A 13,696-nucleotide genomic window follows, 5' to 3' on the forward strand; every position below is an offset into this window, starting at 1 on the left:
TAGCAATAACTCTAGATTTACATAAAATCATATCCCGGGAATGTCGCTGCTGCATTAAACCCGGGTTTCGCTACGCTGCAGCCAGGCTACAACGCCTTTTAATCTTCTGATGCCAGATCGATAGGATTTTCTATAATTCCGTGTTTTAAAGCCAAATAAGTGAGCTCCACATCATTTTTAATGCCTAATTTTTCAAATGTTCGATAACGATAACCATTAATTGTTTTTGTGCTCAGGAAAAGCCTATCACTAATTTCCTGGACATTCATGCCGCTGGTAATCATCAACATCACTTGCATTTCACGCTCAGATAACACATCAAAAGGCGAACCTTGCACTTCTTCTAAACTATTAATCGCTACTTTTTGAGCGATTTCGGCACTAAGGTACTTTTCCCCTTTTGCAACTTTGCGGATTGCGGCAGCCATTTCTTCGGCACCCGATTCTTTCGTCAGATACCCCATAGCTCCTAATTGCAAAACACGAGTAGGCAACACATCAGAACACATCGCAGTTACAGCAATAACCTTAACGTGTGGATTTGATTTTTTCAGGCGACGCGTTACTTCCCACCCATCGATTCCGGGCATTTTCATATCTAAAAGAACAACATCTGGGGAATATTTTTTTACTAATGCTAAAGCTTGTTCACCACTTTCTGCATCAGCGACTACCTCAACATCTGACATATCTTCGAGTAATCGTCGAATTCCCATTCGAACCAATGCATGGTCATCAACAATTAGTACTTTAATCAAATAATGCTCCTTGACTTGAAACAGCCAATGAACAAACTAGGTTGCTCGATGTTAACAAGACTAGCTGTTCATTACAATATACCTAGATTAACACGCTCTAATATGGATATTAGGATTATTTGGATCCACCTTAAAAAATGGCGGAAACTCCCCAAGCTCCCGAGTTCGAGCTAAAAGTTTACCTATATCAGATAAAACAAAATCGTACAAAACCTGGTAATCAGTGATTACAAAATAAACTGGTTGCAACATATCAATACGGTAAGGCATACGAAACGCCGCGACTGGTTCAAAATTTACTCTAAGCGGAACATCGCTTTCTACACTATATACCGTTTCACTAATAGAAGACAGTATCCCACCACCATAAGCTCGCAGACCTTGTGCACTTTTAATTAAACCAAACTCAACTGTAAACCAAAACATACGTTGTAATAAAGGCCAATCTGACTCAGGAAAAGTTAACACGTTCCTAGCATAATCATAAACAAATTCTGCATATACCTTATCTGTCAACATGGGACAATGACCAAATACTTCATGAAAAATATCAGGTTCTTTTACATAATCCAACTCTTCTTCATTACGAATAAATGTAGCTACAGGAAAATGCTTTGTTGCCAACAACTCAAAAAATTCTCGAGCAGAAATTAATGCAGCAACCGCAGACACTTGCCAACCTGTCGCTGCTTTAAGCTTTTTATTTAGATCGGGAATCTGTGGAATTCCTTCAGATTTAATACCTAATGTTTTTAATCCTAATATGAATTCATCACAGGCTCGCCCAGGTATTAATTTTATTTGTCTTTCAAATAAAATATTCCAAATTCTGTTTTCTTCTTCAGTATAATTCACAAACCCTTGAGCGTCAGGAACATGCGCTACATAACGGCTTGAAAATTCCATAATTTCTCCTTCACATACAAATAATCGTAAAACTATAGATAGCAACAGTATATCTTAAAAAAAACCACCTTTTTTAGTTATTAGGCAATTTGGGAATAAATGTCAATAACTATTACAGATTTTTCAAATTATGCTATAAAATCAAGTGAATATTGACGCTTGGAAAACAGACAATGACGGTAGCCATTTTAGCAACCGGTGATGAAATAGTTCATGGCGATACCCTAAATACTAATGGTCGTGACATTGCCCATGCACTAAGTTCCGAAGGCTTGCCTTTAGGCGTGCATATGTCCTGCAGTGACAAAAAGGTTGATATCATTAATTGTTTGCGCTTTCTGACCAAAAAACATGACATCATCATTATCATTGGCGGACTTGGGCCAACTACTGATGATCTCACCCGTTTTGCCTTATCTCAATTTACTGGTGAGGCGTTAGTACAACACTCTGTAGCTCTTGAACATATTAAAAGCCGATTACACGATGCAAATCTAGCGCTCAATCCAGGAAACGTTCAGCAATGCCTTTTTCCCGAGCAAGCCCAGCCCTTACCCAATCCTGTAGGCAGTGCTTTGGGATGTTATTATCCATGGAATAATAGACATTTTTTTCTGTTACCAGGACCACCTCGTGAATGCTTGCCGATGTTTAATCAGTATGTAATGCCTCTATTACAGCAAACCACTCACAGCCAAAAACAAATACTCAAATGGCGAATTTTTGGTTTGGCAGAAAGTGAAATAGCCCAAAAATTGGAAGATGCGCTCCAGGATATTGATTGCCAAACAGGTTATCGCTGGGAGTCACCTTATATTGAATTTAAGGTCCGTTGTATTCCCAATCTGGCAGATAAAATAAAAACCATTGTTGGCCCTATCCTAGAGCCTCATATTATTAGTGATGTAGATAAAAAAGCGTCTGAAAACCTACGTGAACTAATTACACGTATCAATGAACCCATAACCATTATCGATGAAGCAACTGGAGGATTACTGCAATTACAGCTCAGTAAACCTAACATACATCATTTGTTACATTTTACAGAGTTGCATAAAAACACGCTAAATTTTCATATACGTGGTTTAGAAGAATATTGGCAGCAACAGCCATCACAAGGAACAACACAATTAATTATTGACTACAGCAATCACCATAAAGGCCGTGAAACCCATAATATACCTTACCGTAGTGCCTCAGTAATTGAATATGCTACAGAGTGGCTATGCTTCAGACTCTTTCATCTCATCAATCAATTGCATCAGTGAATAACACAATTGTTGCGTGCCTTCACTACTGATTGCTGAAATTGCAAAGACTTTGTCTTTCCAGTTCAAACCATTCACTATAGTTTTGATTCTTTCTTCTCGGCTTGCTGCATCGGGTAACATATCTATTTTGTTCAATACCAACCATCGAGGCTTTTGCAAAAGTTCAGGATTGTATTCTGCTAACTCATGAATAATTGCTTTGGCTGATTCAACAGGATCACTATCATCTAAAGGGGCCACATCAATTACATGGAGTAACACACACGTACGTGCAAGATGCTTTAAAAATCGGTGCCCAAGTCCAGCTCCTGTAGAGGCTCCTTCAATAAGACCTGGGATGTCTGCCATCACAAAACTCTTGTGCGACGAAACGCTTACAACGCCTAAACTCGGATGTAATGTTGTAAAAGGATAATCAGCTACTTTAGCTTTTGAGCTGGAAACCGCGCGAATTAAAGTAGATTTTCCTGCATTAGGCAATCCCAACAGACCTACATCAGCTAAAACGCGCAACTCCAAACGTAAATGTCGTGACTCCCCTGGACTTCCTGGAGTAGTTTGCCTTGGAGAACGGTTCACACTACTTTTATAGCGCGTATTTCCTAAACCATGAAATCCACCTTGAGCAATCAATACAGGAACACCTGGTTCCTTAATATCACCAAGCAATTCTCCAGTATCCACATCATAAACCATAGTACCAACAGGTACTTTTATTATTAAATCATCACCTTTTTTCCCAGTACAATTTCCTCCCATTCCGGATTGGCCATTGCCTGCTTTGTAATGACGCATATAACGAAAATCAACAAGGGTATTTAAATCGGTGCTGGCTTCAAAATAAACGCTGCCCCCATCACCCCCATCACCCCCATCAGGGCCACCTCGTGGTATGAACTTTTCGCGTCGGAAGCTTAAGCAACCATTTCCACCATGGCCTGCGTCTACTTTTATCACTGCCTCATCAACGAATTTCATGACCACCCTCAAAATAAAAAAAAACCCCGTTACCGGGGCTAATAACATTGTATTTAGGTATAAAATGTAGTCTGAATTAAGGTAATTCCAGAACACATCATAAATAGCCAATGCCACCATACGGTATTCTGGCTACTGTAATAATTAATTTGCAGCTTCTTCTTTTTGTTCTGCAACTATTGTTACATATTTACGATTTTTGTCACCTTTGACAACAAACTGTACCAGGCCTTCAACCAAGGCAAACAAGGTATGATCACGACCACAACCTACGCCAGGTCCTGGATGAAAACGTGTACCACGTTGTCTTACAATTATTTCACCCGCATTAACGAACTGACCGCCAAAACGCTTCACTCCAAGATACTTGGGATTCGAGTCGCGGCCGTTACGAGTACTACCACCTGCTTTCTTATGAGCCATTGCTATCCTCTCTTACTTGCTTATCGCAGTAATTTTAACTTGCGAATAATATTGTCTGTGCCCCATGTGTTTCATGTGGTGCTTACGACGACGAAACTTGATAATTTTAACTTTTTTGTGACGACCATGATCAAGCACTTCAGCTTTCACTGTTGCCTTGGCAACTAATGGAGAACCACAAACAATTTTATCACCATCAGCCAACATTAATACTTCTTTAAATTGTATTTCATTGCCAACATCTTCAGGCAGTAATTCAATTTTTAACACATCACCTTCCTTCACGGTGTATTGCTTACCGCCAGTTTTGATTACCGCATACATAATTTTTCTCCAATTCGCCTGATTGGCTATCACAAATTCATAAAGTCGCATATTCTATGAAATTATGACTATGACTTCAAGTTCATTTTAAAATATTGTATACTTCGCCACCCTTTCCGGATTTTTTAACTCATTATCCGGCGTTTAATCTGGTCGCGGATTAAACTTAGGGTCTGTTTCCAATTCGCTAGATTGAGCCGCAAAGCCTTGCGACCGAGATGGTGGAATAGTAAGCAAACCCTGAAGGAAACTTATATAAATTTTTGGAGTATATAATGTCAAATGTCCTTTTAGAAGCACAAACAAGAACGGATATGGGGAAAGGTGCGAGCCGCCGCCTACGTCGTCTTGAAAATAAAGTACCTGGTGTAATTTATGGCGGTGATAAAAAGCCAATGTCAATTCATTTTCAACATAATAAAGTAATTAAAGCTTTGGAAACTGAAAGTATCTATTCCAGTGTTTTTGATATAACTATTGATGGCAAAGTTGAACATGTTATTTTGAAGGCATTACAACGTCATCCTTATAAGCCTGTTGTAATGCATATCGATTTGCAACGCGTTTCTAAAACTGATGTTCTGGTTAAATTAGTACCGATTCACTTTATCAATGAAGATAAAGCTCCTGGTATTAAAGCTGGCGGTATTATTAACCACACCATGACTCAAGTAGAAGTCCGCTGCCAAGCAAAAGATTTGCCTGAGTTTATCGCAGTAGATATGGCAGACGTCAAAATGGACGATATTGTTCATTTATCTCACTTAAAATTACCTAAAGGGGTAAAACTTACTGTTGATGTTACAGATGGAAGTCATGATGCTCCTGTTGTAAGCATCCACATGCCTAGAGTAATTGCAACAGAAGAGGAAGAAACAATAGAAGCTGAAGCAGAAGTCCCAGCATCAGCTGTACCAACTGTTGACGCTGAGAAAAATGAAGAGTAATCATTCAAATTTGATTGAAAAAATGTAAACCGTAGCCTGGGGAAGCGAAGCATTGGGAATTTTGTGCAAACTAACCCGGGTTCCGCTGCGCTTCACCCAGGCTATAAAAGCGCCAAAATTACGCCCCCTATCTAAAAGAGCGATACCATGGCAATAAAACTTATCATTGGTTTACGCAACCCAGGATCAGCATACGAGCACACTCGCCATAATGCCGGTGGATGGTTAATCTCTGCCCTAGCACAGCGACACAGTGTCTTTTTCAAGCTGGAAAAAAAAATGCAGGCCGAATTGGCTGAGTTGGAGTTAAATCAGCATGCAGCTCAATTAGTTTTGCCCACATCTTTTATGAATCATAGTGGTCAACCGACCCGGCTTATCAGCCAATTTTATCGAATTCAACCCCAAGAAATACTGGTTGTACATGATGAATTGGATTTACCCCCAGGACGCATTAAACTTAAAACAGGTGGAGGTCATGGCGGTCATAATGGATTAAGAGATATAATAGCCCAATTAGGTAGCACAGAGTTTCACCGCTTACGCATTGGAATTGGTCATCCTGGGCATAGAGATTTAGTCCATCAATTTGTGCTCGGAAGACCCTCGGCACAAGACAGGCAACTCATTTATGATGCAATTGATAGAGGTATTGCAGCAATGCCTTTAGTCTTCTCGGGCGATTTAGCTAGGGCAATGAATCAATTGAACGTTTAGGGACTGCTTACCCCAATGAAAAAATTCTCGTTGGATTTGCACGCAGTTGATGCGGGTAACAGTTAGTTTAGTTTTAACAATTTAGAGGTACTACACATGGGATTTAAATGCGGCATTGTGGGCTTGCCCAATGTTGGTAAATCAACTCTGTTCAATGCACTCACCAAAGCAGGTATTGAAGCAGCAAACTATCCTTTTTGCACCATTGAACCCAATGTAGGGATAGTTACAGTTCCAGATCCTCGTCTCGATGCTTTGAGTGAGATAGTAAAACCACAACAAGTGCTCCCAGCCACCATGCAATTCGTTGATATTGCGGGTATTGTTAAAGGGGCATCCAAGGGTGAAGGTTTGGGTAACCAGTTTTTGGCCAATATTCGTGAAACCGATGCCATTGCTCATGTGGTACGTTGCTTTGAAAATACTGATGTGGTTCACGTGGAGGGTCATGTCAAACCGCTAAGTGACATTGAAGTTATTAATACTGAGCTTGCTTTAGCTGATATGGAAACGCTTGAAAAAGCCATACTAAAAACAGGAAAAAACACGCGTAGCGGTAATAAAGAAGCACTTTTTGAAATGAAGACCCTGGAAAAAATCAAGGCACATCTTGATGCAGGCCATCCTGTTCGCACACTTGAATTAAGCACAGAAGAAGAACCTATTGTACGCCGTCTTTTTTTACTCACTGCGAAACCGGTGCTTTATATTGCGAATGTCGATGATAATGGTTATGAAAACAATCCATTACTTGATCAAGTGCGTCACTTGGCCATCCAAGAAAAAGCCAGTATCGTTGCTCTATGCGCGGCAACTGAAGCGGAGTTAGTTGAACTGGATGAAGCAGATCGCCAAGAATTCATGGAAGATTTAGGGCTAAGTGAACCCGGATTGCATCGAGTGATCCGTGCAGGTTATGAATTGTTGGGGTTACAAACTTATTTTACTGCTGGAGTAAAAGAAGTAAGAGCCTGGACCATTCCTAAAGGAGCTACTGCACCGCAAGCTGCAGGTGTCATTCACACAGATTTTGAAAAGGGATTCATCCGCGCGGAAGTCATAGCCTATGATGCATTTATCACTTATAAAGGCGAGCAAGGAGCTAAAGAAGCCGGAAAATTGCGTCTGGAAGGTAAAGATTATGTCGTTTGCGATGGAGATGTAATGCATTTTCGATTTAATGTATAAGCTAGGGGCTGCTCGATTAAGACAAAATAATGAGATTTTTAGAGCACCAAAACGCAGTATATACGAAGTATGTGAGCATCGCAGCACATAAAATCTCATCATTTTGACCAAGGGAGTAGAATTGTCAATAGACCCTAAAGTTAAGCCTACTTTTACTTGACAATTGGCATGCCCAACCTTAGCATTTGTTGATTGAATCGTAGAGGAAAAACAATGGCGATTGACAGTATACGCGCGCTAGTTAGTGACGATTTTAATGCAGTTAATACTTTAATTGTTAATAAAATTGAATCGCAAATTGGCTTAATTGATGACATGTCTCACCATATAATAGAAAGTGGCGGCAAAAGACTACGACCATTGTTGGTTCTTTTAACAAGTAATGCATGCGGTTATCAAGGTAATGAGCATATTACTCTGGCTACCATGGTGGAATTTTTTCATACAGCTACATTACTTCACGATGACGTCATTGATGAATCCACTTTAAGAAGAGGACGTCAAACAGCAAATGACATTTGGGGTAGCAAAGCAAGTATTCTAGTTGGTGATTATCTCTTTACCCAATCAATCGAGTTAATTGTTGATTCCGGTAATTCAGAGGTACTTAAGCTTTTTGCCAAAACAGCACTTGAAATCAGCTGTGGGGAAGTCAAACAACTATCGAATCGCCATAACCCTGCATTAACCTTTGATGAGTACTTTGATGTAATTCGTGCAAAAACAGCTCTTTTATTTGCAGCTGCTGCGTGTATAGGCCCAATGATTTGCAACTCCTCCAAGGAAATGCAAGACAGTCTCTATTCCTATGGCCTGCACCTAGGTAATGCATTCCAACTCATAGACGATGCTTTAGACTATTGTTCTGATGCCAAAACTATTGGTAAAAATATAGGCGATGACTTAGCTGATGGAAAAGCTACATTACCTTTAATTTATGCATTACAACATGGCACTGAACTACAAAAGCAACAAATTATGGAAAGCCTTAAAAAAGGCAGTTTGGATTTTTTACCTGAGATCCTTGTATCTTTAGAAGAAACAAAAGCAATAGAATATACTAAAAACATAGCAGCACAAGAAATCGACAAAGCGTTGTCCTCTTTAACAATATTACCTGATTCAAAATATAAAGAAGCGCTTATCAATTTAGCTCAATTTGCTTTGCAAAGAAGCTATTAATTTTTTCGCTTTAAGTAGCCTTGGTAGAGTACAGCAAACTCTCACATTAAACTTAGTACACAACACGGAGTGTAGCTCAGCCTGGTAGAGCACTGCCTTCGGGAGGCAGGGGTCGCAAGTTCGATTCTTGTCACTCCGACCAATAACAGCAAGGGGCTCTGAAGCTTCACAAATTTTAAAAAACTTTATAGAGTGCATATAGAGCGCAAATTTAATGTGTTTTGGTGATTGAAAAGGAATTGGTAGGCAACAATATTAATTCCCATAATACTAACCTGCCCTTAATAATATATTTTAGAGATTGCATCTTATAAAACGATGCACATACTATCATTTGTTTATTCAGGAAATATTACGTATGTAGGGATGACTCAGACGAGTCCACGCAAGATAAGAAATAAATCATTATGTTGTTTTTCATTTGATTCCTTTACAGTTTTGAAAAATTTCTTTACGATTAACAAAATAATAGCTTATTTTTATAAGCTTTTGCGATGAAATCCAGTTACCGACTTAAAAAGGAGTTTTCAATGTTAATCAGACTAATGCTTGGAGTACGTCAATTTCAAAATGATTCCTTTAAACAAATGCAGGAAATTTTCAAAGAATTAAGTATCGGTCAAAAGCCTGAAATTTTATTTATTACCTGCTCCGATTCGCGCTTAATGCCAAATCTTTTAACACAAACAAAACCGGGAGAGTTATTTACTATTCGCAATGTAGGCAATATTATTCCCCCCTCACCTATTCCCTCCAGCGAAGGAGCAGGACTCGTATTCGCCCTAAATGAACTTGATAGTATAAAAGACATCATTATCTGTGGTCACTCACACTGTGGTGCTATGAAGGGATTATTAACGCCTAACTTAAAAGAACGCCTTCCAGAAGTAGCCTCATGGCTTACTCATTCTCATTCTGTCTTAAAACAAATGAATGACGCAAACATGCTTGATGATCGCGACTTTACCTTAAAAGTAAATCATGCCACCAAACTAAACATTTTGCTCCAGATAGAGCATTTAAAATCTTATCCTCTCATTGCCGAAAAACTGGCACGCAAAGAGTTAAATATCCATGGTTGGTTTTATGAGCTTGAAACTGGTGAAGTACTTATCTACGAACCTCAATATAAAAAATTTATTCCTATGGAAAAATCTTTTGCACTAGCTGTTACGGCGCGTAAAGAACAAGTTATTGAACAAGTAGCAATGAATTTCTTAAAACCATTCACTCATCCCCAAACAGTAAAAGAATATAGAAAGCTAATCCAGCTGTTTTCACTCCTTGAAAACAATTTACTCCCTATCTGGGAGGTAATAAAAATTGAAGTACGGCAAAAACTATGGGTCGAATTAGCTGGTTTATATTCCAGCATAGACGATGGTCAGTTTAATAATTTAATGAAAACAGGATATGAACTAAAACTGAATAATCTAAAAGATTTCCAAAAAAATATTATGGAGTCTCAAGGATATCAACAGTATATGAGGCAGATGATGCGCTATTCTCTCTTCTCTTCCCCACTACCACCTATAACTATGACTGAATCTTTAGACTATGAACCACTAAGCATTGTTCATTAGAGGTATAAAGTGGCAGAAATGAAGCGTCTGTTAGACAAAGAGGAAGTAGTGGATTTAGATTTTTTGAAAAATAGCGACGATTTGTATTGCACTGTGACTTTACAGCAATAAGCGTGGATTGATTATTTTCCCCAATTAACCTATCGATTTTATTGCGACTGCTAGTTAACCTTGCTGCCCCCAAGTGGAGCATGCTTACTAAATGACACCAACAAAAGACTTACCAATGGTCATTGAAAAATCACAAAGTGAGATTAGCAAATCATTGCATCGGTGCAATCATCAAACTTACCTAAGGGAACAAAACCCTTTGTCATTGGGTGTATTAACCTGGCCCCTTGGATTCCGAGGGCATTGGTCGAGCATAAAAATCACCGCCTCCAATTTAAAGTGACTTATCTTTGGCAAAAGCACATAGGGGTCAGGTCTTGCCTTTTGCCTTTTTTATAAAGCACATAGGGGTCAGGTCTTGCCTTTTGCCTTTTTTATATAAATAGGCAAAAGGCAAGACCTGACCCCTGAGGTGCTTCTGTATTTGATTTTCAGGATAATCAGACTTAGTGATTAAGGCGTCTGATAGCTTTTCTAATCACTTCAGGCCCCATCTTTCTAATCAGCAGCTTTTATTAGCAATTATTTTTCCAACTCATTAATCAAGTAAAACAATTTAATGAGTGCGTCATTTTTTGCTCTAAGACTGGCAAAGCTGACTTTTTCTTTGCTATCCGTGACATGGCTGACAAAACTAATTGCACGACCATTCTTTTCAATCCAGCCTAGAAACCATCCGTGTTGCAAGGGTAGTTTTTGACTTTTATCTGTTGTTAATTGTAAACCGGTTCCTGTTTTTCCATACAGTTTCCAACCGCCAGCTAATTCTTGGATGTAGAGAATGTCCTTGGTCATGTTTAAAGCCTTTTGACGTACAGGGAGTTTCTTATCGATTATTTTTTGTAAGAACTGAATTTGTTCCACTGGTGAGATAGCAAGAGAACTTGAAAGCCATGCATGAGTTAAGCCATTATTTTGACCTTTATCGCCTGATACATCTTGATTACCATAATGAAATGCATCAACATAATTTTTAAATCGCTTCATCCCTAATTGTTTGGTCAATACTTGGGAATACCAAACGCAAGAATCTCTTAGCCAGGTGCGAGGGGTATGAGAATGGCTGCATACATTGACGGTAGAGCGCTCATATTCTTTTTTGTATGGCCATTCAGGATGCTTCTCATCTTTTAGTATTCCTGAATCAAAGCCCATAAGGCTTAATGCAATTTTAAAAGTCGAAGCTGGCGCATAGCGCTGATTGCAACCACCACCTTCATGTTTTAATACAGTTTCATTTTCTTTTGCCAAAAAACATCTATCTTGAGCATAAGTTGTGGTACAAAATAATAGTCCCGTAAATAAAAATACAATTATTTTCTTCATAATAAATTCCAATATTTCATTTCATAGTGGTATAAGTGCAAAAGATGCCCTACCTATAATTTACTGAGTGATTATTCAGACCATTTCATCGCAACATTACGGAATACAGGCGCAGCCAACTCTCCACCGGAAGTCAAAGTCTTGCCATTTTTGCTTAAATGGCCGTCTTCAATTACGACCACCATGGCGTAGCGTGGCGCATTAATCGGTGCATACCCAGCAAACAAGGCGAGACGTTTACCCTGAGCAAAATTAATATTTTCTGCAACTGTTCCTGTTTTACCGGCTATGCGAACACCAGGAGTCGCAGCAAGTGCTCCAGTGCCATTTGTAATGACATTCTCAAGAATATGATTTATTGAGCGTGTTGTTGTTGCTGAAATAATAGGAGCTTCCCCTTCTTTGAATGAGCGCCCTTTGTTAGCAAGAATGGCATAGGATCTTGTTAATGAATCAATCGTGACCGGTATGTTCTCACCAAGTGAAGCCATAGCAAGTTGTAAGTCATCACTTTGATTTGCTTGCCACCAGGTGTTCATGTCAAAACCAAATTCAGTGAGTTTTTTGCGGATTACTGGTGCTCCGGCTTCCAGGGATACCTTAATAAGGCAGACATTAATCGACTTGGCAATAGCCTCTTCCAAAGAAGCATCACCTACATTGGGACTGTAGTTAGTAAATGATTTTCCTTTTATGAAATAAGGTGAATGGCAATCATAACTCTTTGTTTCAGAGCTGCTCCCAGAATCAATCGCTGCAGCTGCGATGAAAGGTTTTATCGTAGATCCAGGTGAAAAAATACGGGACTTCCAACTGTTGTGATTTTTACTCTTACCCGCCTCAGCAAATGCAATGAGATTACCTGTGGCAGGATCGACGATTGCAATAACACCTGATTTTGCATGATATTGTTTCACCGCAGTTTTAATTTCCTGTTCTGCAATGCTTTGCATTTTAGAATCTAAATGGGATGTATCGATTTCTCTTGCTTTAGAACTACTCAATGAACCTACTGCTGAATAGGCAACACATATTGGGGCCAAAACAGAAAACCCCGCAAAAACCATCCCTAGCAATAAGGATTTAGATGGTTTAACTGGATAAGCTGATAACATTGAAATTCTCCTAATAATAAAAGTACAGTCTTTGTTGTTTTTGCCAAAAGCCATACCTACCGTGCATGCAATTTCTCGGTTAGATGACAAAGTACATTGAGATACTGTCTGTACTACATCAAACAGACAGTGGCCGTAGTCATGTGTCGAAATTTTTGTCTGGCCTACCAATACTTCATCACATGAAAATTCTTGTAATTCGCTTAAAATACGGCTCCATCGACTAACACCTGGATTGCCAAAGAAAAGGATACGTAAAACCTCAATAAAATAGGCCCATAGACAATCACCATTACGATGGTGTTGGCCTTCATGAGCAATCGCAATGTTCACATTCTTGGAGGAAGAAAGTAAGGATACTGGCAATACGATATAAGCTTTGTTAAATAAAACTACTGAGAAAGGAATATGGCAGCGGTGAGATACTTTAATAACCAGTTTGCCGGAAGTTCTGTAAGGAGTTGCTTCAGCCAGCGTGGCGTTTAAGCGCCCCAAAGCCAATACTACTTTATAACCTCGGAACAAGATGAGCAAACAAAACACGATATAAAAAAGTTGAAAATAACTCGTATTGCCTATTGAAAAAGTGCTTTCTGATTCAAAGGCTTCTTGCGAAGGTTTAGCCTTTAAGATGGGTTGGTTGACATACTCTTGCAAGACATCAATAGATTCATAGTGATGACGCTCAGGTTTTTGTGTGGTGCTTACACAATGAACTACTAATGGAGAAACTACACAACTGACCAATAAAAGGCGGGCTAACTTAAGTTTAAACGAGGGTTGATTTGCAAGCCAACGACCTCCAATCATCCATGAGCTTACTAAAAGTAAGCAATGAATGCTCAATAAAATTTCCAGGAATAACAT

At 39.1% G+C, this 13,696-nt stretch carries 13 protein-coding genes and 1 tRNA gene; 7 read left to right on the top strand and 7 right to left on the bottom strand.

Translation table 11 applies throughout. From position 1 onward, the window contains the following. Positions 1–98 precede the first annotated feature (98 nt). The gene (gene letA, locus Lani_RS04320) at positions 99–758 is read right to left on the bottom strand and encodes a two-component system response regulator LetA (protein ID WP_019233615.1); all 660 of its coding nucleotides are present in this window, start codon (positions 756–758) and stop codon (positions 99–101) included. Positions 759–845: 87 nt separating this feature from the next. Further along, a complete protein-coding gene (gene phhA / locus Lani_RS04325; protein WP_019233614.1) occupies positions 846–1,664 on the bottom strand; it encodes a phenylalanine 4-monooxygenase in 819 nt (272 codons plus the stop codon). Between the two features lie 173 nt (positions 1,665–1,837). Between phhA and Lani_RS04330 the strand changes: the two genes are divergently transcribed. Next, the gene (locus tag Lani_RS04330) at positions 1,838–2,932 is read left to right on the top strand and encodes a competence/damage-inducible protein A (protein WP_058388414.1); all 1,095 of its coding nucleotides are present in this window, start codon (positions 1,838–1,840) and stop codon (positions 2,930–2,932) included. Here the strand turns inward: Lani_RS04330 and cgtA are convergent. From cgtA to rplU, 3 genes are all read right to left on the bottom strand, one after another. Then, the gene (cgtA, locus tag Lani_RS04335; RefSeq protein WP_058388415.1) at positions 2,888–3,913 is read right to left on the bottom strand and encodes an Obg family GTPase CgtA; all 1,026 of its coding nucleotides are present in this window, start codon (positions 3,911–3,913) and stop codon (positions 2,888–2,890) included. The genes Lani_RS04330 and cgtA overlap by 45 nt on opposite strands. 144 nt (positions 3,914–4,057) lie before the next feature. Further along, positions 4,058–4,336 (bottom strand): 50S ribosomal protein L27, encoded by a 279-nt coding sequence (rpmA, locus tag Lani_RS04340; RefSeq protein WP_019233611.1) that lies wholly within the window; start codon positions 4,334–4,336, stop codon positions 4,058–4,060. A 12-nt stretch (positions 4,337–4,348) separates the two neighbouring features. Next, the gene (gene rplU / locus Lani_RS04345; RefSeq protein WP_019233610.1) at positions 4,349–4,660 is read right to left on the bottom strand and encodes a 50S ribosomal protein L21; all 312 of its coding nucleotides are present in this window, start codon (positions 4,658–4,660) and stop codon (positions 4,349–4,351) included. Positions 4,661–4,935: 275 nt separating this feature from the next. Between rplU and Lani_RS04350 the strand changes: the two genes are divergently transcribed. From Lani_RS04350 to Lani_RS04375, 6 genes are all read left to right on the top strand, one after another. Continuing rightward, positions 4,936–5,607: a 50S ribosomal protein L25/general stress protein Ctc gene (locus Lani_RS04350; protein ID WP_058388416.1), complete on the top strand. Its 672-nt coding sequence runs from the start codon at positions 4,936–4,938 to the stop codon at positions 5,605–5,607. Between the two features lie 147 nt (positions 5,608–5,754). Further along, complete coding sequence (gene pth / locus Lani_RS04355) at positions 5,755–6,324, top strand: aminoacyl-tRNA hydrolase (RefSeq protein WP_019233608.1); 570 nt, start codon at positions 5,755–5,757, stop codon at positions 6,322–6,324. A gap of 96 nt (positions 6,325–6,420) precedes the next feature. Further along, positions 6,421–7,512 (top strand): redox-regulated ATPase YchF, encoded by a 1,092-nt coding sequence (gene ychF / locus Lani_RS04360; protein WP_019233607.1) that lies wholly within the window; start codon positions 6,421–6,423, stop codon positions 7,510–7,512. A gap of 213 nt (positions 7,513–7,725) precedes the next feature. Beyond that, positions 7,726–8,694 carry a polyprenyl synthetase family protein gene (locus Lani_RS04365; RefSeq protein ID WP_019233606.1) on the top strand — a complete coding sequence of 323 codons (969 nt, stop codon included), beginning with the start codon at positions 7,726–7,728 and terminating at the stop codon, positions 8,692–8,694. A 65-nt stretch (positions 8,695–8,759) separates the two neighbouring features. Continuing rightward, a tRNA-Pro gene (locus Lani_RS04370) sits at positions 8,760–8,836 on the top strand. Between the two features lie 388 nt (positions 8,837–9,224). Beyond that, the gene (locus Lani_RS04375; protein WP_019233605.1) at positions 9,225–10,277 is read left to right on the top strand and encodes a carbonic anhydrase; all 1,053 of its coding nucleotides are present in this window, start codon (positions 9,225–9,227) and stop codon (positions 10,275–10,277) included. Between the two features lie 633 nt (positions 10,278–10,910). On the opposite strand, the gene blaOXA is transcribed toward Lani_RS04375, so the two are convergent. Further along, on the bottom strand, positions 10,911–11,714 hold the full coding sequence (gene blaOXA / locus Lani_RS04380) for a class D beta-lactamase (protein ID WP_019233604.1): 804 nt from the start codon (positions 11,712–11,714) through the stop codon (positions 10,911–10,913). Positions 11,715–11,785: 71 nt separating this feature from the next. Next, complete coding sequence (locus Lani_RS04385) at positions 11,786–13,696, bottom strand: M56 family metallopeptidase (protein WP_019233603.1); 1,911 nt, start codon at positions 13,694–13,696, stop codon at positions 11,786–11,788.

It is taken from the genome of Legionella anisa (assembly GCF_001467525.1).
Classification (GTDB): domain Bacteria; phylum Pseudomonadota; class Gammaproteobacteria; order Legionellales; family Legionellaceae; genus Legionella; species Legionella anisa.